The 23,031-nt window shown below is 46.6% G+C and carries 19 protein-coding genes; 12 read left to right on the top strand and 7 right to left on the bottom strand.

Annotation, left to right across the window (positions count from 1 at the left end; all coding sequences use genetic code 11):
- Positions 1 to 198: 198 nt before the first annotated feature.
- The 5 genes from ACHKAR_RS11975 to ACHKAR_RS11955 all read left to right on the top strand — a co-directional run bounded on the left by ACHKAR_RS11975 (position 199) and on the right by ACHKAR_RS11955 (position 5,865).
- Positions 199 to 540 carry a YciI family protein gene (locus ACHKAR_RS11975; RefSeq protein WP_395417568.1) on the top strand — a complete coding sequence of 114 codons (342 nt, stop codon included), beginning with the start codon at positions 199 to 201 and terminating at the stop codon, positions 538 to 540.
- A 51-nt stretch (positions 541 to 591) separates the two neighbouring features.
- Positions 592 to 1,836 (top strand): RNA polymerase sigma factor, encoded by a 1,245-nt coding sequence (locus ACHKAR_RS11970; protein ID WP_395417567.1) that lies wholly within the window; start codon positions 592 to 594, stop codon positions 1,834 to 1,836.
- Between the two features lie 79 nt (positions 1,837 to 1,915).
- Positions 1,916 to 3,148 carry a M16 family metallopeptidase gene (locus tag ACHKAR_RS11965; protein WP_395417566.1) on the top strand — a complete coding sequence of 411 codons (1,233 nt, stop codon included), beginning with the start codon at positions 1,916 to 1,918 and terminating at the stop codon, positions 3,146 to 3,148.
- Between the two features lie 33 nt (positions 3,149 to 3,181).
- Positions 3,182 to 3,820 carry an O-methyltransferase gene (locus tag ACHKAR_RS11960; RefSeq protein WP_395417565.1) on the top strand — a complete coding sequence of 213 codons (639 nt, stop codon included), beginning with the start codon at positions 3,182 to 3,184 and terminating at the stop codon, positions 3,818 to 3,820.
- Positions 3,817 to 5,865, top strand: coding sequence for a LysM peptidoglycan-binding domain-containing protein (locus ACHKAR_RS11955; protein WP_395417564.1), 2,049 nt, complete (start codon positions 3,817 to 3,819; stop codon positions 5,863 to 5,865). Before ACHKAR_RS11960 ends, ACHKAR_RS11955 begins: the two co-directional genes overlap by 4 nt.
- 8 nt (positions 5,866 to 5,873) lie before the next feature.
- Here the strand turns inward: ACHKAR_RS11955 and ACHKAR_RS11950 are convergent, their stop codons facing one another.
- From ACHKAR_RS11950 to ACHKAR_RS11935, 4 genes are all read right to left on the bottom strand, one after another.
- Positions 5,874 to 6,245, bottom strand: coding sequence for a LytR/AlgR family response regulator transcription factor (locus ACHKAR_RS11950; RefSeq protein ID WP_159585068.1), 372 nt, complete (start codon positions 6,243 to 6,245; stop codon positions 5,874 to 5,876).
- 120 nt (positions 6,246 to 6,365) lie between these two features.
- Positions 6,366 to 6,896 (bottom strand): hypothetical protein, encoded by a 531-nt coding sequence (locus ACHKAR_RS11945; protein ID WP_395417563.1) that lies wholly within the window; start codon positions 6,894 to 6,896, stop codon positions 6,366 to 6,368.
- A gap of 62 nt (positions 6,897 to 6,958) precedes the next feature.
- Complete coding sequence (gene dnaX / locus ACHKAR_RS11940; protein ID WP_159585070.1) at positions 6,959 to 8,071, bottom strand: DNA polymerase III subunit gamma/tau; 1,113 nt, start codon at positions 8,069 to 8,071, stop codon at positions 6,959 to 6,961.
- A gap of 99 nt (positions 8,072 to 8,170) precedes the next feature.
- Positions 8,171 to 8,644 (bottom strand): hypothetical protein, encoded by a 474-nt coding sequence (locus ACHKAR_RS11935; protein WP_395417562.1) that lies wholly within the window; start codon positions 8,642 to 8,644, stop codon positions 8,171 to 8,173.
- A 90-nt stretch (positions 8,645 to 8,734) separates the two neighbouring features.
- Here ACHKAR_RS11935 and ACHKAR_RS11930 point away from each other — a divergent pair, with 90 nt between their 5' ends.
- From ACHKAR_RS11930 to ACHKAR_RS11920, 3 genes are read left to right on the top strand one after another with little or no spacing between them, the layout of a single operon-like run.
- Positions 8,735 to 9,331, top strand: coding sequence for an RNA polymerase sigma factor (locus tag ACHKAR_RS11930; protein WP_395417561.1), 597 nt, complete (start codon positions 8,735 to 8,737; stop codon positions 9,329 to 9,331).
- Positions 9,321 to 9,971, top strand: coding sequence for a hypothetical protein (locus ACHKAR_RS11925; RefSeq protein ID WP_395417560.1), 651 nt, complete (start codon positions 9,321 to 9,323; stop codon positions 9,969 to 9,971). The genes ACHKAR_RS11930 and ACHKAR_RS11925 overlap by 11 nt, the downstream gene beginning before the upstream one ends.
- Before the next feature lie 26 nt (positions 9,972 to 9,997).
- Positions 9,998 to 11,095, top strand: a complete 1,098-nt coding sequence (locus ACHKAR_RS11920) for a hypothetical protein (RefSeq protein WP_395417559.1) — start codon at positions 9,998 to 10,000, stop codon at positions 11,093 to 11,095.
- A gap of 80 nt (positions 11,096 to 11,175) precedes the next feature.
- Here ACHKAR_RS11920 and ACHKAR_RS11915 read toward each other — a convergent pair whose 3' ends face one another.
- On the bottom strand, positions 11,176 to 18,822 hold the full coding sequence (locus ACHKAR_RS11915; RefSeq protein ID WP_395417558.1) for a cadherin domain-containing protein: 7,647 nt from the start codon (positions 18,820 to 18,822) through the stop codon (positions 11,176 to 11,178).
- Positions 18,823 to 19,148: 326 nt separating this feature from the next.
- Between ACHKAR_RS11915 and ACHKAR_RS11910 the strand changes: the two genes are divergently transcribed.
- Positions 19,149 to 19,283: a hypothetical protein gene (locus ACHKAR_RS11910; RefSeq protein WP_395417557.1), complete on the top strand. Its 135-nt coding sequence runs from the start codon at positions 19,149 to 19,151 to the stop codon at positions 19,281 to 19,283.
- A gap of 28 nt (positions 19,284 to 19,311) precedes the next feature.
- Here the strand turns inward: ACHKAR_RS11910 and ACHKAR_RS11905 are convergent, their stop codons facing one another.
- A complete protein-coding gene (locus ACHKAR_RS11905; RefSeq protein ID WP_159585076.1) occupies positions 19,312 to 19,824 on the bottom strand; it encodes a hypothetical protein in 513 nt (170 codons plus the stop codon).
- Positions 19,825 to 19,945: 121 nt separating this feature from the next.
- On the opposite strand from ACHKAR_RS11905, the gene ACHKAR_RS11900 reads away from it, so the two are divergent.
- From ACHKAR_RS11900 to ACHKAR_RS11890, 3 genes are read left to right on the top strand one after another with little or no spacing between them, the layout of a single operon-like run.
- Positions 19,946 to 20,803 carry an SPFH domain-containing protein gene (locus tag ACHKAR_RS11900; RefSeq protein WP_159585077.1) on the top strand — a complete coding sequence of 286 codons (858 nt, stop codon included), beginning with the start codon at positions 19,946 to 19,948 and terminating at the stop codon, positions 20,801 to 20,803.
- Positions 20,804 to 20,807: 4 nt separating this feature from the next.
- The gene (locus ACHKAR_RS11895) at positions 20,808 to 21,347 is read left to right on the top strand and encodes a hypothetical protein (RefSeq protein WP_395417556.1); all 540 of its coding nucleotides are present in this window, start codon (positions 20,808 to 20,810) and stop codon (positions 21,345 to 21,347) included.
- A 3-nt stretch (positions 21,348 to 21,350) separates the two neighbouring features.
- Complete coding sequence (locus ACHKAR_RS11890; RefSeq protein ID WP_159585079.1) at positions 21,351 to 21,515, top strand: Arc family DNA binding domain-containing protein; 165 nt, start codon at positions 21,351 to 21,353, stop codon at positions 21,513 to 21,515.
- On the opposite strand, the gene ACHKAR_RS11885 is transcribed toward ACHKAR_RS11890, so the two are convergent.
- Entirely contained in the window at positions 21,512 to 23,020 is a 1,509-nt protein-coding gene (locus ACHKAR_RS11885) for an alkaline phosphatase D family protein (RefSeq protein ID WP_395417555.1), read from the bottom strand. The genes ACHKAR_RS11890 and ACHKAR_RS11885 overlap by 4 nt on opposite strands.
- Positions 23,021 to 23,031: the final 11 nt, after the last annotated feature.

Genomic DNA, 23,031 nt, shown 5'->3' with positions numbered 1-23,031 from the left:
TGGAGAGGAAAACACCAACCGTCTGTTGGCATTACAATATTAGAGGACTCTGAAGATGATCAACCTCTCCATTTTTTGGTAATGTGCGTTAGGTATTTCTACCGACTGATAAAAAATTCATGGGTATTGTCCATTTGACACCTGTTTGTTCGTCAAAGGGATAAAGAGTTCTAATTTTTACTAACCAATTTTAACGTTATGAAACAATTCTTGTATTTATTCAGAGGGGGCGATGAGGAATATGCCCGGCAATCACCGGAGCAAATGCAAGCTCACATGGCCAAATGGGGTGAGTGGATGCTTAAAATAAGTCAGAATGATCAACCAGTGCCCGGTCTCCCGCTTCAGGCCGAAGGAAAGGTGGTCTACAATGGAGGTGAAACGATCACAGACGGTCCATTCATGGAAGGCAAAGAGCTAGTGGGTGGTTATGTGCTGGTAGAAGCCAATGATCTGAACCATGCCGTGGAACTATCCAAAGACTGCCCGATTTTTGAGTTTGGTGGGTCTCTGGAGGTGCGTGAAGCTGTAGAGATGTAAATAATTTCCAGGAACACCCCAAACGATGATGGGGTGTTCTATTTTTATCCAATGGCAGGAAACCAACAAGCCACTCAGGTCATCGATCATCTGTTTCGCAATGAGTTTGGGAAGGCCGTGGCCTATCTCACAGGTAAATTTGGCCCAAGCCACCTGAGTGCAGCTGAAGATGCCGTGCAGGATGCCTTGATGAAAGCCATGCAATCATGGCCGTTTGGGACGATTCCTGACAATCCCACTGCATGGATCATCAGGGTGGCCAACAACAAACTCATCGATCAGCTCCGCCGCCAGCAGAAAGTATACTATGCCACGCAACTGCCTGAAACTCCGGAAGCGCCTCCTATCATTTCAGATGACCTTTTCAAGGATGAAATGGTGAAAATGATGTTTGCCTGCTGCAATCCGGCTATGAGTACGGAGCACCAGCTGATCCTCACCTTGAAAATCCTTGGGGGTCTTTCCATCAGGGAAATCGCCTCCTCCCTCCTCAAAAAGGAAGAAACTATTGCCAAAGCATACACACGAGCCAAAAAGAAATTCAAGGAAGAAAACCCGACACTTGAAATCCCCACCTCAGGAGAGATTCAAAACCGACTGGTGGTAGTATTGAAAGTCCTGTACCTCCTATTCAATGAAGGCTACAAATGCACTGAGGGTGATCAGCTGATCCGCAAAGAACTCTGCGAGGAAGCGATGAGGCTCAATCACATCCTTTTGGACAAACCCGAAACCAACAACGAATGGACCCGGGCACATATGGCACTGATGCACTACCATGTAGCTCGATTCGCCGCACGAACCGACGAGTCCGGGGAGGCGATCTCATTGGAACTTCAGGATCGATCCAAATGGGACGCACAACACATCGAACTGGGCAATCGCTACCTAAATACCATACCTGAGGGCTATCACAACGAATATTTTATTCAGGCAGCCATCAGCGGCATTCATGTGAATGCCAGATCGTATGAACAAACCAATTGGGCCGGAATTCTCACCTTGTATAATCATCTTTATTCACTAAAGCCCAACCCACTGATCGCACTTTATCGCATCATCCCTGTGGCGATGACACATGGCCCTGAAGTGGCGCTTTCAGAACTCTCCAAACTCGAAAATGAACCTCTGCTCAAGCACAACCACCTTCTGTCTGCCACCCGTGCAGAACTCTACTGCCAGTTGGCAGATTGGCCGAAAGCCAAAACTGCGCTGCATGAAGCCATCCAAAAAGCCGAAAACGACAAAGAGAAGGCCTTTCTCAATCGTAAGCTAGTTTCCATTCCCGGCAATTGACGTAATACCACTCTCACCATAAGACTATGTTGAGACATTATACATCAAGTACATAAATCAGTAGTAAATTTGCGCCCCTATGGAGGAGCACGAAATGATAGAGCTGTCAAATGGCATCAGGATAATCCACAAGCAAATCACCAATACCAGGATTGCGCATGTGGGCATCATGCTGGACATAGGCAGTCGTGATGAAGCGCAAAATGAGCAAGGAATCGCTCATTTCTGGGAGCATATGGCCTTTAAAGGCACCAAAAAGAGAAAATCCTTCCACATCATCAACCGTCTGGACTCCCTAGGTGGAGAACTCAATGCCTACACCACAAGAGAGAAAATTTGCTTCTATGCCTCTTTGCTGGACAATCACCTGGACAAAGCCGTGGAGCTGCTGGCAGACATCACTTTCAACTCTACCTTCCCGATGGCTCAAATTGAGCGTGAGCGCATGGTCATTCTGGAGGAAATGTCCATGTATCTGGATACGCCCGAAGATGCCATACAGGACGATTTTGATGAGTTGATCTTCAAAGATCACCCCTTGGGCAAAAACATTCTGGGCACACAGGACACAGTAAACTCCTTCAAGCAAAAGGACTTTCTGGATTTTCTGGACAGAAACCTCAATACGGAAAAAATCATCCTCTCGAGCGTGGGCAATTACTCAGCCAAAAAGCTTCAGAAGATGGCCGAAAAGTACCTCGTGGCAGTCTCTCACAAAAATCACACGCCAAAAAGAAACTTTTTCGAGGGATATCGCCCCCTGATCGAAACTGTGAACAAGCCCATTTCCCAGGCGCATGTTGCCATGGGGAGTACTTCTTATGGTCTCCTGGATGAGCGACGCATTCCATTTTTTCTCCTGATCAATATTTTGGGTGGACCGAGCATGAACTCGCGCCTGAATATGTCGCTAAGAGAAAAGCATGGGTTTGTCTATGGTGTAGAGGCCAGCTACACCCCATATTACGAAACCGGGCAGCTCGGCATTTACTTTGCCACTGATCCCAAAAATCTCAAAAAGAGTCTGAGACTGGTAGAAAAGGAACTCGACCTCATGAAGAAGCAGCCAATGGGTCATCTACAACTTCACAAAGCCAAGCAGCAGATCAAAGGTCAACTGGCCATGTCTGAAGAAAATAACAACTCGATGATGCTGATGATGGCCAAAAGTATCCTTGACCTGGGCCGGATACCGGACATCAATGAGCTCTTCAAAAAAATAGACCAAACCACAGCCAGTCAATTACTGGAGCTGGCCCGTGAAAATTTCCAGACGGACAAAATGAGTCAATTAACTTATTTGCCTGAATAGGTTTGCACGCTGAAAATCTCTTAATTTTACCCCATGGATTTTCTGCCAACCGAGCTCCAAAAGTATGTAGAAGCGCACACCAGTCCAGAGACTGAGCTGCTTCGTCGCATTAATCGGGAAACACATCTCAATATTCTTAAACCCAGAATGCTCTCTGGCCACCTTCAGGGCAGGGTGCTCGCCATGCTCACTCTGATGATTCGCCCAAGGTATGTCCTGGAGATTGGCACCTACACGGGGTACTCGGCACTTTGTATGGCAGAAGGCATGCAGCCGGGCGGAAAACTGGTGACCATAGAAGTAAATGAGGAGCTAGCCACACTCACACAGGGCTACTTTGCAGAGTCCCCTTTTGATGAACTGATCGATTTTCGCATTGGCGATGCACAAGAAATCATCCCCACACTGAGTTATACCTGGGACATGGTTTTTGTGGATGCCAATAAGGAAACTTACCCACAGTATTTCGAATTGATCCTTCCTCAGCTTCGCAAGGGAGGGTTTATGATCATAGACAATGTGCTCTGGAGCGGCAAGGTGACTACCGATGATCAAAAAGACAAGGCCACTGCTTCCATCAAAGCGTTTAACCAGATGGTGCATGATCACCCGGAAGTAGAAAACGTATTATTTCCCATCAGAGATGGCTTAATGGTATTGAGAAAAATATGAGGATTGTACTTTTAGGACTGCTTCTTTCTATTCATACTTTTTCATTTGGTCATGTAGGTGGTGTACCCGTGGTACCGGCCAGTATAGAAATCGCTGGGATAAAACTCAAACTCACTCCAGATGCACGCGAAGAAATCCAAAAAGATGTGAATGCCCTCAGGGCCAGTGAAAAATACTTTCAAATCAAACTGGATCGTGTCAACTTGTATTTTCCTATCATAGAGCGGGTACTGAAAGAAGAGGGTGTGCCCGACGAGATCAAATACCTCTCCATACAGGAAAGTGCGCTTATTTCTGATGCTGTGTCGTCAGCAGATGCCGTAGGATACTGGCAGTTCAAAGATTTTACGGCACGAGAAGTGGGTCTGAGGGTAGACTCCAAGATAGATGAACGGAAAAATATCGTGTCAGCCACACGTGGGGCTGCCAAATATTTCAAACGCAATAATTTTTACTTCAAAAACTGGATCTACGCGGTAAGTGCTTACCAGGCTGGAGCTGCCGGTGCCAAGAAATATGTGGATAAGGAGAATTTCGGGTCAGACCGGCTCACCATCACCAGCAAAACACACTGGTATGTACTCCGCTTCATTGCACATGTCATTGCATTTCAGGATGAAGTGGGCGACCCACACAGCGAAGGCCTCCGCCTTCTGGAGCATGACAAGGGTGCTGGCAAATCCCTTGATCAGATTGCCCATGAGTTTAAGGCGGACCAGGCCATAGTGACTGACTACAACAAATGGTTGTCTCACGGAAAAATCCCAGATGACAAAGTATATACCGTCATCATTCCCATCAAAGGCAAAGCCCCGAAGGGTTTGGAAAAAGAAAGCGATCAAAGGCCCCTGACCCGGTCCATTGAAACAGTTGAGCCTGTCAAGTATCCTGATCAAATTGCCTCAGGTATTACCAAAAACCAAAAAGCCATTTTCTTTAAGGTCAATGGGCTGGAGGCTGTAATGGCTGGTGCAGAGGATAATATCGTGAGCTTAGCTCTGAAATGTGGGATCAGCAGCACTCAACTTATCAAAAACAATGATCTCAATCCGGGTGAAGAAGTGCGATCCGGGGAGATTTACTATGTAAGCAGTAAGCAAAACCGTTCTGCCATAAGGTTTCATGTGGCACAATACGGTGAGTCTCTCTGGGACATTTCTCAAAAATACGGGGTAAAACTCAAGAAGCTGGCTCAGAAAAACCGAATGGGTATGACCGATAGCGTGAAACCCGGAAGGCTCATCTGGCTCAGAAAAACCCGACCTGAGCACACTCCTGTTGAATATCACGAGGTAAGGAAACCTGAGCCTATTCAAAAAGCGAAGCCCAAGCCGGTGGTAGTCAAAGAGGAAGTGAAAGAAAATCCTCCTGAAGAAAAGGTGGTACCAGAAACGGAAAAGCCAGAAAAAGAGCCCGTAGTAGAGGAAAAGATCCCCTCGAAAGCGCCCGAAACCTCAACCAATAAAGAAACCCCAATAAACAAACCTGCCACGTACACGCCTCCTTCAGGTGTTCGCCTCATCCATGTGGTGCAGCCAGGTGAAACTCTATGGGGGATTTCCAGACTTTATGAGGTCAGTGTGAGTGACATCAATACCTGGAATAACTTAGGTGTGGGCCTCCCTTTGAGTCTGGGACAGGAACTGCTCATCTACAACCCAGTGCGCGACAAGTCGCCGGTGGTGGAAGAAAAACCAACAGAGGCAGCCCAACCAAAATCAACTGCGGATTTTCACGAGGTAGAACCTGGAGAGTCCCTATGGGGGATTTCCAGAAAATACAACCTGACAGTGGAGGAACTCAGGAGCTGGAATGGACTTACTGCGGAGAGCACGATCAATGCAGGTCAGAAGCTGCTTATCAAACCCCTGGAAAAAGAGCGCTCCCCCTCCGAGCCATTCATTATTCATGTGGTCAAGGGAGGTGACAGCCTGTACAAAATTGCCAATACCTACGGCATGACTGTACAAGAGCTCATGGAGCTCAATAGCATGAAATCCACTGCCATTTCCGTAGGCGACGAACTGAAGGTGAAGAAAAAATGATTGACGCTTTATGCCTCCACCTCTAACAGATGAGCACGTACCTTATTCACGGCCATATTAAACTCTTCCTCTTGTGGTGGCTTGGAAATAAAGGCTACTGCGTCCAATTCAAGAGCCTGGGACTGAAAAAGTGGGTTTCCTGAAATCACAATGATTTTGGGCGGCTTCACCAGGGTACTCATAATATCGATGCCATTAAACTCAGGCATTTCAATATCCAAAAACAGAATATCCGGCCGATCCAGAATGATCCCTGCTGCCCCTTCTATTGGGGATTCATAAGTATTCACCAATTCCAGATCATCGATCTTGGAGGCTAGTTTTTGCACCATTAAGATAGAGGTAGGATCATCATCAATGGCAATAGCTCTTAGTTTCATAGTGTGGTTATTATGGTTGTTCAGACAAATGACCAATAAACTAAGGTAAATAAAAAGTTAATATCGGTGAACCCAGAAAAAAGGTCGGTGAACAGATATACACACCGAATCAATAGCCAATTAATATTCGAAATCCAGGCCAAGTCGGTCCTTAAGCTCTCTCAATACCGGGTTTTGCTGAGCCATGTATTCAAATTTCTCTTTGGAGGTATAGAGGTTACGGGTAGACTCCTGCTCGGTAACTTCCTTTTCTATCTGCACAAAGGTGTTGTCCAGCGTTTTTCTAAGGTGCTGGATGAGATCCTGCTCAAACTTATCGAGAATGCTGATCTCCAGCTGACTTTCCATAAACAGTGTTACCTGAGTGTCACCGGTCTTCTCCAGTCGCCGGTCCAGCACCAACTTCTCAGTGTCCGAAGCACCCGCCTCCAATCTCCTCTTTCTGAAGGCCTTCCATGCATCGATCACCTGGCTTTCGTCAAATGGCGTGCTGCGTTCTTCCAACAGTGGTTTTTTCACTTCCTCCTCCTGCACCACTGGGGTCTTGGGTCTCAGCAGACTTGGGGTTTCCTTTTTAGCAGGATCCTTTAGGGCTGTAGGAATTTTAATTTTGGGGGTTTGGGGAACAACTTTCGCAGAAGGAGTAGCCACCGGATGTTCTTTCGTAGGTAGAGCAGGAGACGGCTTCTTCTCAGAAGGCTGCCTGGTTTCCTCTAGGCTGTCACTGCTTTTTTTTTTACCCCGTTCTCTGCGCTGAGTTTGATAGCCCGGTTCAGCTGAGAAAGCTTCATCAGGCAAAGTTCAATATGCAATCGTTGATTCTTACTTTGTTTGTAGTTCAGGTCCACCTGATTCATCAGATTAAGCCCGGTGAGTAAATAAGAAGTACTCAGTGCATTGGCTTGCTCCTGGTATTTTCCTTTGAGATTTTCCGGCACCTCCATCAGCTTGAGGGTTTCAGGGTTTTTACAGACCAGCAGGTTTCGAAAGTGTTCTTCCAGACCAATCAGGAAATTATGACCATCAAATCCATTTCTCAGAATATCGTCATACAGCAGCAGCGCCCCGGAGAGGTCTTCTGCCTGAAAGAAGTCTGCCAGCTTAAAGTAATAATCGTAATCTAGGATGTGCAGATTCTTGATTGCATTTTGATAAGTCACCTTATTATCTGAAGAAAAGGTAACTATGAGGTCGAAGATGGACAGTGCGTCACGCATTGCTCCATCTGCTTTTTGAGCAATCAGATGCAGTGCCTCAGGTTCGGCATCCACACCTTCCTTTTCAGCGATCTGCTGAAGCTGCACCACCATGTCGTTGATCTCTATCCTATTGAAGTCATAAATCTGACACCTGGATAGGATGGTAGGGATGACTTTATGCTTTTCTGTAGTGGCTAGTATAAAAATGGCATACGAAGGAGGCTCCTCCAGAGTCTTCAAAAAAGCATTGAAGGCCTGGGTGGAAAGCATGTGCACCTCATCTATGATGTATACTTTAAATTTCCCCTGCTGCGGTGGATATCGTACCTGATCGATCAGGTTTCTAATGTCGTCCACAGAGTTATTAGAGGCCGCATCCAGTTCGTAAATATTGAAATTGTTGGTAGCTGCGTCACCCGATTCTGCTTCGAAACCATTGACCATACGCGCCAAAATACGCGCGCAAGTGGTTTTACCCACTCCTCTGGGGCCACAAAAAAGCAAGGCTTGTGCCAGGTGATCATTGTCGATGGCGTTCTTAAGTGTGGTAGTGATATGGCCCTGGCCCACTACCTCCTCAAACCCTAACGGGCGATACTTCCTGGCCGATACAACGAAACTTTCCACAGCGGAAAATTAAGACAATTGGATAGAACTCCGGCAAGAATCAAGATGAAACTTTGAACAAAATGAGCGATCCTACAAGATGACCAGAAAAGCCCCTGCTTAGTCGTATCGCTCAAAATAATAGTTGGGTAAATCTATGTAGCCAAACGAGATGACCATGCGGTCCGCACCTATGCTGAGGTACCCTTTCTCACCATCCATAAAAATAATGGGTACAAGCCTGGCATCCGGACTTTGTGGATCCACCGGCTCCAGGGCAAGCTGATATTGCGTGCCATTGGTTTTCGAATCCCGGTAAATCACCTTGCTGGCCACGTCTACCTTCCAGATGACTTCCCCCGGATTGAAATTCTTTATCAGCGATTTATCACTAACGAACAGTGTGGTGTATCGCAGTGACCATTCGCCCTCCATCAGCGCATTCAGTGCGGGGATGGACAGGCCATCACTATCAAGTTCCCATTCGCGTGCATCGAATGTAGTGGAATCTTTAAACTCTCCCCGGCTACAGGAGCAGAGCACGCAAACCAGAATAAAGGCCAATGAAGAGGTTTTGAATAAAATATTCACCATTGTAATGACGATACGTATAGAAAAGAAGTTTAATTCACTATATTTTTTTAATAGCCACGCAACCTCGAAGCAACTATCCGCATCTACCCAATGAACACCAACCTAACCATGTTGCGAATCGATAAATCCAACTCTGAGCAAAAGTTACTGCATGACTGCAAGAAAGGCAGACCCAGTGCGCAAAAAGAGTTGTATGACCGATTTGCGTCCAGGATGTTGGGGGTATGTATCCGATACATTCACGACAGAGAAGAAGCAGAGCATGTAATGATTGGTGGAATGGTGAAAGTGTTTGACAAATTGGAACAATATCAGGGTGAAGGTAGCCTGGAAGGCTGGGTACGGCGCATCATGGTGAATGAAAGTCTGATGTATATCAGAAAACACAAAAACATGTCGCTGGAAGTGGAGGTGGAAAAAGCAGAATCTGAACCGGACTATTCCACGCTGGAAAATAGCCTGGAAGCCGCAGATCTCATGGCACTGATAGCAGAGCTCCCGGTGGGCTATCGCACAGTGTTTAACCTCTATGCCATAGAAGGATATAATCATAAGGAAATAGCCGAAACGCTGGGAATCAATGAAAATACTTCGAAATCTCAGCTCAGTAGAGCACGAAAATATTTACAAACCCGCCTGGCAACAATCCAGGAGAAGGAATTAAAACAAGATGGCAATGGCAAATAATTTGGACAGACTATTCAGGGAGAACCTTGATCAGTTCGAGGTGACACCTCAGGCCTCCAGCTGGGAGCAGGTGCAAGGCCAGATTGCAGGTAAAAAAGGATTTTGGGTTACCCCCATGAAAATAGCCGCGGCCATAGTGGTCCTCCTTGCAGCTACCATAGTGGTAATCAATCTTTCAGAAAAAGAACAACAAGGGGACTACCTCTCGGCGATCGATCATCCTGAGTATCAGGATCGATATTCTTTTCGGCTGGAGCTGCCTTCTGTGAATCTTGAAAATACTGTAGCTCCAGTGGTAGCCACTCAACCAAAAATTAAGGCCCAGAAGGCTTCACAGACGATCACGGAAAAAGCTGATTTTGAAGAAATCACTTATGAAGCCATCTCGGTAGCTTCTCTTAAAAACTTCCAATTGGAGGCAGAATTGCCGGTGAGGAATCAGCTCAAAATCTCAGGACTACCCAAGCAGGAAACTCCTGCGGTGAAAATCACCTACATAGCTACCCATCAGCCTCAAACTGACAGCCTAAAGGTGAACAAGTTCAATACATTGATCGCGTATTTTTCCAATGACGTATCTCCCACCGAGATCCTGGCAGATATAAGAGAGGTGAAAGACAATTTATTCAGCAAAAACTAAGTCAAAAACTCAAAATAAAAGAAACGATGAAAAAGGTAATACTGGCAATGACGGCACTCCTGCTGCTCATGCATCCGGAAAGAGGAAGGGCTTCTACAGGAGATACTGTAGTCATAGAGCTCAACAACAAAAGCAAGATTCTTGTCTACACCGAAGATCGTGTGGCGCTCAAAGACCTGGAGCAATACGACCTCAACAAGATGATCAAAGACCTGAACTCAGCACTGAGGTCCAGCAAAATAGAGAAAATAGAACTGCAGGATGACAATGGCAAAAAATACCTCAAGGACACCACGATCATCTTCGGAGAAGGCAGTAGCGCCAAAACGAAAATCAAAATTGGTAACATGGAGCTCCTGGTAGATGCTGATGAGTGGGAGGACCTGGATGACGAATGGGATGATGACCTCCCTGTACGAAAATATCACTATGAAGAAGAATCCATTGACCGCACCAGACATTATTTCAATATCGACTTTGGTCTGAACAACTGGATGGAAGGAAACTCCTTCCCAGACGAAAACAATGCACCATATGCCGTAAAACCCTGGGGAAGCTGGTACTTTGGGCTGAACAGTGTCAACCGAACCTGGGTCACAGGCCCGCTCTTCCTTGACTGGGGCATGGGCGTGAGCTGGTACAACTGGAAGATGCAGGAAGCCGCTACGCTGATAGAAAAAGGGGATACCCGCATCGAATTCAATGCCCCGCCAGCCAGCTACAGCAGCATCAAAAGTAAACTTTCAGCACCCTATCTGAATGTAACAATGGTACCGATGCTGGACTTTGCCAAAGGCAGAAGGAAGGTCAAAAACCTGGAAAGAGGCAGCATCAACTTCCGTACTTACAAGAAGCAGGGCATTCGATTTGGAGCCGGAGGTTACGCCGGCTACCGACTGGGTGGCAGCACCAAATATGTCTATACTGAAAACAATAAGAGAGAAAAAGACAAGAACTCAGGTAACTACTACCTCACCAATTTCCGATATGGCATCAGAGCACAAGTGGGCTACAAGGGACTTGATCTCTTTGCCATGTATGATCTCAATGAAGTGTTTGCATCCGATCGGGGTCCGGCAGGTAGCCAGGGCATGAATGCCATCACCTTCGGTATCACGCTATAAGTTTCCAGTTTTGTCTAGTCCACAAGGCCAGAAATAAAAAATGCTCCCAATTGGGAGCATTTTTTTGTTTCAAGCGATACTCACTTCTTCAAAAGCTTGCCAATGACCTCTTCGCCTTCCAACTGAAACTTCATCACGTAAGCCCCTCTGGCCAATCCCGACAAGTCCAGCCGGTCTTTCAGAATGTCTGCCTGCTTCTCCCAAGAACTTTGGTGGACCCTCCGCCCCTCCAAATCATAAATGGCCAGAGCTACCTTGCCCCTGCTACTATTATCCATTTTCACACCCACCCACTCCTGTACCGGATTTGGGAAAATAGAGATGCCTTTACCCGCAAGGTGTACCAACCCGAGAATCTCCTCTACAGTAAGGTCAAATGGTGCAACGGCAAATCCACCGCGGGCGTCAGACGCCTCCACCAGAATGTGGAAGATCTCTTCCGGGTCGTTGATGGTCAATCCGCTGGTCTGGAGCTTGGTTCCCACAATGGTGAAATTGAGGTTGTGATCATCACCAGAACCCGTGGCCAGCTCAAAGGTGAGTTCATCGTTATCCTGATCTTCAGCATCAAGCACGCCAACTTCATAACCATCTATCTGATTGGATGGGATCACATCATTGCTCAAAGTGAGATCTGTTGGAGCATCATTTGCATCCAGAATTTCTATGGGAAGTATCTGCTCAAACTTTGCACCGCCTTCATCCTCCACTAATAAGCGCACTGAGTAAGTAGACTTCACCTCAAAATCAAAAACTTCATTGGTGACCAGCGTAGCATCCTCCACCAGAAAGCTGGCATTGTCTTCATCTCCAGACCCACTCACCATTGCAAAGGTGAACACCTCTCCTTCATCCTGATCAGACACCAACAGAGTACCTACAAGTGTTCCCTTCTCCTGATTTTCATTGACCGTGGAAGTGGTCAGCGAAAGGGCTTCAGGCGCTTCATTGACATCCAATACTTGAATAGAAAATGCACTTTGAAATGATTGACCAGCGCCATCGGTTACCGCCACAAGGATGGAGTAGCTTGACTGGGTTTCGAAATCGAAAGATCCTGACGTGACCAAAGCACTGCCATCCAGAGTAAAATCAGCATTATTCTCATCACCTTCACCTTCTACAAAACTGAAAGCGAAACTTTCTGACAGGTCTTCATCCACCGGCAGGAAGTCCCCTACCTTGGTGCCCACGGGTGCATTTTCCTCCACACTGGATGCGCTTAATTCCAAACCGTAGGGCGCTTCATTGACATCCGTCACCCCAATGGTAAACGCCTGCTGATAGATGGCCCCTTCTGCATCTGTGGAGTTCACTAAAATATGGAACTCAGATTGCTCTTCGAAATCAAATACCTGTGCCGACAGCAAAGCATCACCCAGGATAGAAAATGCAGCATTATCATCTCCTCCGTTGCCAGCCACCAGCTGATAGGTAAAGGCTTCAGATGCATCATTATCCATGGTGGAGAATTGACCTATTTCCTTACCTATAGCCTCATTCTCAGCTATCACATCCTGACTGAGCATAATGGCTGATGGGGCATCATTGATGTTGGAGATCTCTATTGTGAATGGTTCTTCATAATACTCCCCTCCGATATCCATTACCCTCACACGAATGCTATAGGTCGATTGCTCCTCAAAATCAAAAACTACGGCACTTTGCAGCTCCGATCCATCGATACTAAAACTGGAATTATCTTCATCTCCTTCTCCCGAGACAAGCAAAAAAGTAAAAGTCTCTGACGCATCCACATCCTCTGCATCAAAATCACCAATCACTGTCCCTGCCAGCTCATTTTCCACAATCACATTGCTGCTCAAAGCAATATCCGTGGGTGCCTCATTGACATTCAAAATTTCGATGGTAAAAGACTGCTCCAGCGTTTGTCCTCCCCCATCAGTGGTCTTCACTCGAAGTGTGTAGCTGCTCTGGGTTTCAAAATCAAAAACCTCATCTGACACTAACTTATCTCCAACTATTGCAAACCGCGTGTTATCATCATCTCCATCCCCGGCTACCAGGTCGTAGGTGTGGGTATCGTCCACATCTTCATCCGTGGTTTCCAGTACGCCTATTTCAGATCCAGATGCCGCATTTTCGGAGAGCTCCGAAGCACTCAAAACAATAGCCGTGGGAGGGTCATTGGCATCTTCGGTGGTGATGATAAAGGATTGTTCGAAGGTTGCCAGATCACTATCAGTAACCCTTAGCCGGATACTGTGAGACATTTGGGTCTCATAATCAAACACTCCGGCACTTAACAGATTGGAGCCGTCCACCAAAAAGTCTGAATTGTCAGTATCACCATCACCACTGACCAGAGAAAAGGTAAAAGACTCCTCCTCATCTTCATCAGTAGCAGCCAAAGTAGCAAGAGCAGTTCCTGATGACATATTTTCTGAGATCGTTACACTGCTTAATGAAATGGCCGTGGGGAGATCATTCGCATCCAACACCTGAATACTTAACACCTGCTGAAACGAGGCATTTTCACTGTCGACCACTTCCACCCTGATGCTAAATTCACTGGCTGTTTCAAAATTGAATTCCTCCAAGGAATAAAGGCTGGATTCCTCTAAAAGAAAGCGAGCATTATCATCCGCCCCATCACCGGACACCATCGAAAAAGTAAAGCTTTCTCCAGAATCCTGATCCTCCCCGGACAGTGTCCCGATGAAAGTACCTGCCTCCTCATTCTCAGAAATTTCATTGTCAGAAAGAAATACTCCGGTAGGGACATCATTCACATCCAACACCTCTATCTCCAGTGGCGCCATAAAAACACCGCCATCAGACACCTGCACTTGCACCCGCACCTTCAAAGTAGATTTTTCTTCATAATCAAATACAGCCGCACTCTTAAGTGTAGACTCCTCTATGGAAAAAAGATCGTTATCATCGTCACCCACACCCGACACCAGCGTGTAAATGTATGGTTCGGAAATACCTGTACCTTCCACTGAAAAATTCCCAATAGTGGATCCAGAGGAAACATTTTCGTTGATTTGATTATCCGAAATGAGAATCCCCGTCACATTTTCTTCTATGTCAAGAATATCTATGTCAAATGACTTCTGCAGTACTTCCCCACCACCATCAGTCACTTGCACCCTCACGCTGTAGCTGCTCTTCGTTTCAAAATCAAACTCCTCGGCACTGACCAGGTCGGCCCCATTAATGGAGAAACTGGTATTGTCATCAGCACCATCTCCGGCTACTAAAGCATAGGTATAGGTATCTGCGAGATCTTCATCCACGGCAGACAGGGTGCCCACTACCGACCCCACATCACTACGCTCCATGATGTCACTATTGCTAAGCAAAATATCCGTCGGGAGTTCGTTTACATTAGTCACCTCAATAGTCAAAGCCTCCTCTAAACTGAGATCATATTTATCTGTTACTCTCACCCTAATGGAATATTGAGTTTTGGATTCATAATCAAAAATGGCTGCTGAGAGTAGATTCCCTCCATCCAGCGCAAAACTGGTATTATCGGTACTCCCTTCTCCTGATACCAACTCGTAATCAAAAGATTCATCTTCATCCTCATCCTCTGTGGAGAGGCTACCAACCAGCGTCCCGGTCGATTCATTTTCAGCTATTTCACTTCCAGTCAAAGAAAGGCCTGTGGGTACTTCTCCTACATCCGTTACCGAAACCTCAAATGCCTCCTCATACGACTCCTCTCCACTATCCGTGACACGGACACGGATAGTGTAAGTCTTTTTGGTTTCATAATCAAATGGCTCGGCACTCAGTAGGCTCTCACCTTCAATGCTAAAATCAGTGTTATCGGTACTGCCCTCTCCTTCAACCAATGCATAAGTGAAGGTTTCTTCAAGATCTTCGTCCTCAGCTGAAAAAGTACCAATCAGGGTTTCCGATTCCTCATTTTCCGGAAGCTCTGAATTAGACAGGTTAAGGGCTGTTGGAGCCTCCTCTTCGTCTGTAATGCTGATGTTAAAAATCTCTTCCCGGGTTTCTCCTCCAGCGTCTGTTACTTTCACCCGTATGCTGTAGGATGACTGGGTTTCAAAATCAAAAACTTCCCCAGTCTTCAGTGCGTCATCATCAATAGAAAAACTGCTATTGTCATCATCTCCGTCTCCCACCACCAAAGCAAATGTGAAAGATTCGGATGCATCCTGATCAGTCGCAGAGAAAGTTCCGACCTCAGTACCTACAACCTCGTTTTCTGAAACTGTGGCCGAGGACAAAGACAATGTGCCAGGTGCCTCATTGAGATCATTGATGGTAATGGAAAATTCTCCGGTAACGCTCCCAAAAGAGGCGGTCTCACCTTCCACCCTAATTTCATATGTTGATTGCGTTTCGAAATCAAAAACTTCAGACGCATAAAGCACCCCGTCGGTAATGGAAAAAGCATCATTATCTGTATCTCCGCTACCAGCCACCAAAGTATAGCTGGCTTCATATCCTTCGCTCAGTGAGAAAGTCCCTATTTCCTCACCGTTTTCGTTATTCTCATCAATAGCTTCAGCGGTGAGTTCTATGCTCCCCAGATCATAGATTGGGGTAATCACAAACTCATCAATAGCCACCCCCTCATCCCCCACTGTATAATCCGAAATCAGGTAAAAAGCCAATTGAACGATGGGCTCACTGGCCAGAAAGCTGAGGTCTGTGGAAGCCGTGAGGTATCCACCGGAAGACCCATTCCACCCACTGACACCCAGTGCATCAAAAACACCGTTGTACCAGTTGGCAGTGCCCGATTCGATAATGGTATAATCCTCCGAAAGATCCGTGCGATAAGCCAGGATTACCCCATCATAGTCCGCTTCTGTTTGGTAGAATATGTCAAAGCTCAACTCGGCACCATCCATGGCACTCAAATCAAAAACAGGTGACTCGGCAACATCATACAGGTCGGTGCCGTAGTTAGCATCTAAATCCGTCATGATCACTCCCGATCCGGATGAAGCCGAAGAGATATTGGTCTGAGCGGGAGTGCCCTGTTCCCAGACGCCACTGAGTGTCCACTGATGTGTCCCATCCTCAAAGCCTTCCGTATATGGGTAATCACTGATGGTAGTGACGCTCTCCACGGATGCAGTGAGGGTATTGTTAGAAGAAATCTCATCATCAGCTACAGATACACTTGCTGAAATACTGTAAGTACCAGGTGAGGAAAAATCATAAGTTGCAGTAAAAGTGTGCTGGTAAGTGGCCCCGGAAATCAATGATGAATTCACGGTTTCGGTCTGCTGCAGGACATCATTGATGGAATAAGATACCTCATAGGTACTTTGGGTGGCCGTACCATTGTTGCTCACAGTTACCACTACAGATTCCGTTCCCAGCACACCACCAGCAGGCCCATCGATAGATGCAATGGCCAGGTCAATAGGAGCTGCCGGCATATAAGCTGAGTATACACCATTGCCATGCGTACCAGCTACCACCAGATTGTCTGAATTTCGAACCACAATGTGATCTACCACCACAGCACCCAATTGATCAATATCCTCTTGCTCCCAGGATGTGTCATCTCCATCCAGATCCCCGGTGGTAAACATCCCCACACTGGTGCCCACCAGATAGAGCCTGCCATCGCCCAGTATTCTGGCGGTTCTCACAGAAGGACCGCTTCCTGATCCATCTGTATTTTCCTCCAGGTTACCACTGACATGGGTCCAGTTGGCTCCACCATCTGTTGTATGGTAGATACTCTTGACAGAGTAATTGGACACCACTGCCAACAATTCGTCAGCATTTTCTTCATTGACACCTATCCCTGACACATACCCCGACAGACCCGAAGGGCTAATATTGCTTACCACAGGGGTGGCAGCAGTCACGTCCTCTACTTTGTAGATCTGACCTCCTGATGTACCCAGATAGGTAGTACCAGAACCCACCACACCAAATTCTGATACCACACCGCTTATTCCTGATAATGAGATGGTCTTCCACCCGGTAGAGGCTGTACCCGTACTGGCTGAGGTATTTACCCATAAGGCGCTGGTTCCTCCCAGGTAAAAAATGTCATCGTCATTGGGATCGAGATAAAACGGGGTGATGAAAAGGCTTGTGGAATAAGAATTCGGAGTAAATAGTGTGTATGAGTTAGGAGTTGGATCATCGGCATCCGTATGTCCGATCCTATAGATATTTGCGTTTTGTGAAGACATATACCGCGTAGCCCCATCACTTGCAAAAGCACTATACGCCCCATCTCCACTAAAAGGTGACGTCCAGTCTACTTCAGAATCTGTACTCAGAGTTAGCCAGGTGCCATTGTCCTGCAGACCAGCCAAAATCTGATCTTGCGGACCCACTGAAACCGCATAAACCTGCGTGGTGAGATAACCATTGTTAAGGGGAGTCCAGGTAATGGGGTAGGTAGCATTATCAGTAGACTGTACATCTGCGGTGTACTGAAGGCCTCCGTCATTTCCGGAGATCACCTGATCAGGATCAGAGGGATAAAAAACAAAAGAATGCTGATCCGGATGATGATCGGTGTATAGAGCGTAGCTATTATTAGCGGGGGTATACCCCCCTATCCAGTCAGTATTAGTAGTCGTGGCAAAGCCATCGGACGAACGGTAAAGGTTGGTGCCCCCAATAATGACAAAATTAGGATCATCGGGTTTCACTTTAATCAATAAATCATACCCCCCTTGTGATGAGAAGTCTCCTGTTTGTCCGCCCTCCTGGGGGATCGATGCGCTTCTGTCTGCCCACAAACCCGTATCATCGTCGTATACCCAAAGTGCATGCCCGGAGGTGTTAGCCGAAGCCTCCGCCAGTAAATAAACAATGTCCTCATTGGAAGCAGCCATTGCCAACTCTCCTCTACCAAAAGAGGGGAAACCAGAATCTGAGATGTCTGTCCAATTAGCACCATTATCGGTGGATTTATAAACTCCCGAAGTATTGTGGGCATAGACATTTCCACCAGTCCCTATCACTACATCGGACCAACCTGTGGAGTTCAGCGTCCGAGTCCAATTTGTCCCTCCATTGGCAGAAACGTGAATTCCTCCATAGTTGGCTACAATTACGTTGCCATTGTCAGGACTCACCACCACCTCGTGATTGTAATCGAAATACTGATCAAAAGTCTGTGGCATCTCCGTAGAGGTAGATGACAACAAGGTCCATGTGAGCCCGCCATCAGTTGACTTATACACTCCATCTCCTCTGTAAGAAGCTCCGGTGGCTCCAGCGGAGTTGCCAGCATACTCCCCGGTGATGTAATACCAGGTATCGGTCTGCCCGGAGCGGGTATCCTGAGCGATTCCGGTCACACTTTGTAGCTCGTTACTTCCAGTGGTCTTGGACCAGGTAGCTCCCCCATCCGCAGACCTCCAGACTCCACCAGACACTCCTCCGGCCAAAATCACCTCTTCGTCACTCACATCTATGGCCAGTGCCCGGGTTCTCCCGCCCACGTTGAATGGTCCTCTGCTAGACCAGCTAATCAGATTATCAGCCATGAAACGCCTTCCCTGGGGCTTAAGGGTTTCATTGTAGTAAGTGAGTTGTTTCTCGTAGATCTGCGAAGGAATCTCTCCGGTAACGGGATCTTGGGTTCTTAGTACTTCAAACGCCATCCGATCATTCGGATTATCCTCCTGGCCATGAAAAACGGGCTTTTTGATGAGTTTCCCGATTGACCGATTTTGTGCTGAAACAGCACCGCTTATCAGGGTGCATAAGGCCAGGTATAAAATTTTCTTAGACAGCATGTTAGGGTTATGTTTTGGTGATTGTCTGAAATACCATCAGACTGTTTTGAATTCATAAAGTGTAACGGGCACCTTCTCAAAAACCCCCAATAGGTTCTTAATAAAACCAGTACCGCGGTAATAAGCTTTAAATTTACACAAACCTCAATTACCAGAATTTCCTGGTCCAATAAGGTATTTCCCACCACCCATCTGGGGTCTAAAATCTAAAACCAAAGTGTCAACACCTGGCTGAGTTTCTCCTTCGGCCGAAATGGTATCGCCGGCATTTAGATTTTCTTTAAAGCCAAAGCCCCGCCCCAAAATCTCCTCAATCACTAAAACAGATGAGTTACCCTCCGACGAAAGTGCATGAGCTAAGACCAGGCACTGATCCGGATGGAGACGATAATCAGGGGAGCTTTGAGTTCTTTCGATGGGGACGGATTTCTGAGGTCTGGATTGGCATTGGAATAATATAATAAGAATAAGGCTCCAATATTTCATCGCTCAGCTTTTATCGTCACTTTCAACAGAGCCACGTCCCCACTCCTGGAGGTCCTTCGATCCTACCCCAATTTCCGCAGACACTCGATCAAAAGTGGGTCTGACCAAAGAAAAAACGAACAGAACCACTACAAAAACAAAGGAAAACAATTGATCCTTGGTCAGGTATAACCCTAGTAGTCCAGCCACGGCCGCACCCGCCAGTATACCATACTGAATCAACTTCTTCGAGAGATACAGATCGAGCTTCTCCTTGATATCACTGAGCGCCTGCACCTCACTGATTACCGTCTTCCTATAGCTCTGAGCCAAAAAAATCAACACACCGGCCAGTACGACCAAAAGCATCTTTATGACCATGCTCTCCATGCCTTCTATCAATGGAGCATCCGGAAACTCCTTTTGGGTTTCGAGAAAGACAAAGGCAAACGGGAGTAGAGACCCCGCAATGATTCCATGAAAGATCAAATTGAAACGATGATAAAATCGCTCCCAGTTATTGTAGGGTTCAGACATCCTTATCCAATAAGTTATTTTCCAAAGTTAAAAACAAAGATTCATAGAACCTTTCTTCATTCTTCTCGTATTTATAATGATATCAATATGATATCATATTAAATTCACCAAACTAAAAACCATGGACTCACAAGAAAAACTTTACTCCCCCATCTCTGGATACACTATTCTGGCCCTTTGCCTGATCGTGCTGTTCTCTTCCATCCTATTATTGATTGGACTCCGCATTCCTCACTTTGTTTTTGGGGTAGTACTTGGCATTGCTTTTATTCCCGGATTTTTCTTTGTCAACCCCAATGGATCCAGAGTCTTAGTGCTCTTTGGTAAATATGTCGGTACGGTCAAGGAAAACGGCTTTTTCTGGGTCAATCCCTTTTATACCAGAAAAAAAATTTCACTGCGAGCCAGGAATTTTGATAGCGAACGAGTGAAAGTAAACGACAACATCGGTAACCCGATTATGATCTCGGTCATTCTGGTATGGAGGGTGCGAGATACGTTTGCTGCGGCTTTTGAGGTGGATGATTACGAGAATTTTGTACGAGTACAGACCGATGCTGCAGTGAGAAAGCTGGCTGGAAGTTACCCTTATGACAATTTTGATGATGAGCAAGCTGAGATCACGCTTCGCTCTGGTCTGGACAGTGTGAATGAACACCTGGAGAAAGAGATTGAGGAGCGGCTTTCGATAGCAGGGATAGAAATACTGGAAGCCCGCATTGGCTACCTGGCCTATGCCGAAGAAATCGCCGGGGCCATGCTGAGAAGGCAGCAAGCCACTGCCATCGTAGCGGCCAGACATAAAATAGTGGAAGGAGCTGTAAGCATGGTGGAAATGGCGATTGCGGAAATCGGTAAAAAAGAGATCGTAGACCTGGACGATGAACGAAAGGCCGCTATGGTCAGCAACCTAATGGTGGTACTCTGCGCAGACAAGGACATTACTCCCGTGGTAAACTCCGGCACCTTACACCACTAGTGGCATGAGAGGCAAGGTTACCTTTCGGGAAGAACAATATTTTAAATACACCTGGTCATGGTGGGTACTGCTTATTTGCACCCTAATCATGGTCGGTGGCATATTGTATGCTTTTTATATTCAGCTTTATCTGGGAGAGCCATTTGGCGATCACCCGGCGAGTGATACAGGGTTGCTCATCATTGGAGTATCAACCAGCGTACTGATGATAGGATTGATGTGGTTATTCCAGTCTATGAAATTAACGGTAGAAATAGACGAAGGAATCATCCGGTACTCCTTTTTTCCATTCATCAGATCATTCCGATCACTACAAAAGTGGGATGTCCGCAAGGTGGTGGTAAGAAAGTATCATCCTATCGCCGAGTATGGTGGTTGGGGCTACCGATTTAGATTTCGCAGCGGGAGAGCCCTTACTGTAAGTGGAAAATGGGGGCTACAGCTTGAATTGGCAAACGGAAAGCAGTTACTTTTGGGCACACAAAAGCCTGATCAAATGCAGGAAGTAGTGGATAGACTAAAGCAAAATTGGGGAAGTGAGTAGGATATGGCCAAGAAGAAACCCTTTGTATTAAGAATAGATGAAGAGACTTTCAAGGCCATTGAAAAATGGGCTGCTGATGAGTTTCGCAGTACTAATGGGCAGCTGGAATGGATGATTCACAAAGCCCTCAAAGACGCTGGCCGACTCAAAAAAGAAGACCCTTCTTAAAAACCGTATACATTATACTGCTTGATCACCGGAGCCCCATCATTCACCCAGAACTCCTTCGGCTTACCTTCCGCGGCATTCGGCACTCGAATGTTTTCTACGAAGTAATACCTGGCTGTGGCGCGCTCCTTTTGCAAGGTCAAAAGGAAATATCCGTGCTCTGTCAGGTTGGCATATTTAATATGAGGATTAAAATTCTGAAAGAGATTCTCGTACATCCTGGCGGTATCCAATCCTGAATACTCATCATAATTGGCCGAACTAATACTGGGTGTACCGAATTCCACTCCCAGCGGAGCCAGCGATACATCTGCTACTATGGTTTCCATCACCCAACTGGCATGGGTATCCCCAGTCACCCACAGGATGTTGTCAAAGTCTTTAATAAACCTGGCCACCTCTTTCTTTTCCGCCGGGTAGCCATCCCAGCTATCCAGGTTTTTGGGGTTATCCGGAAACACCATTGTCTGGTTGATGTCAGAAAAGATCACCTGATTGCCTATTACCTTCCACCTGGCCTCACTACCCTCAATGGTGCTTTTCAGCCACGATAGCTGATCTGCCCCCAGCATGCTGCGGTCCGGAGAGTTAAAATTCTCGTCAGAGATACTTGCAACAGGTGCCGTACGGCCCTCCAGGCGTTCATCCAGCATGATGAGCTCGGCCAGCTCCCCAAACTCAAAAGACCGGTAAAGTTTATCAGCCTCCCTGATAGGCATCCACTCATAATATGTCTGTACTGCGGCTCTTTTTCTCTCTTCAAAACTCCCTTCATTTGCCTGGTGATTTTGAGCACCAGAGGTGTACACGTCATTCGCAATTTCATGATCATCCCAGATGGCAATGAAGGGATGACTCGCATGCATAGCCTGCAAGTCCGGATCTGACCGATACTGCGCATACCGGGTACGGTAGTCACTGAGGGTAAGCAGTTCATGCGGCGGTTCGTGCTTTCTGCCAATAGTAGTATCTCCATACCCTCCAGGAGCATATTCATAAATGTAATCCCCAAGGTGCACCACTGCATCCAGCAGTTCCTTCTCAGCGATCTTCTGGTAGGCTGTAAAATAACCCCACTCATAGTTGGAGCAACTGACCACAGCAAACCTCAGTGAATCGGCATTTTGTGCGGCTGTTTTGGTGCGGCCAATGGGTGAAAAGCTTCCCGCTGATTTAAATCTGTAATAGTATGGAGTCCCTGATTGAAGGTTGGCCACATCTACCTTGACGGTGAAGTCTCTACCTGCATCAGTCACTACCTGACCTGAAATCAGCGATGACTTAAACCATTGATTTTCAGATACTTCCCAAAAGACCACCACACTGTCCGCAGGAGATTCAGGGGTCACCCGAGTCCAGATAATCACACGATCATACAAGGGGTCACCGGAAGCCACCCCATGAAGAAACGGTCCTGGATCCGTTTGCTCTTTTACATCAGTAGATTTTGGACTGCACCCTATCAGCACAGCCAGGACAATTAGAAAGGATGAGAGACTTTTCATGAAAATTACTA

Origin of the sequence: Marinoscillum luteum (assembly GCF_044005705.1) — a bacterium.
In the GTDB taxonomy this organism is placed as follows: domain Bacteria; phylum Bacteroidota; class Bacteroidia; order Cytophagales; family Cyclobacteriaceae; genus Marinoscillum; species Marinoscillum luteum.
Note: the sequence above shows the minus strand (reverse complement) of the source record. Positions and strands in the feature narration are given on the sequence as shown.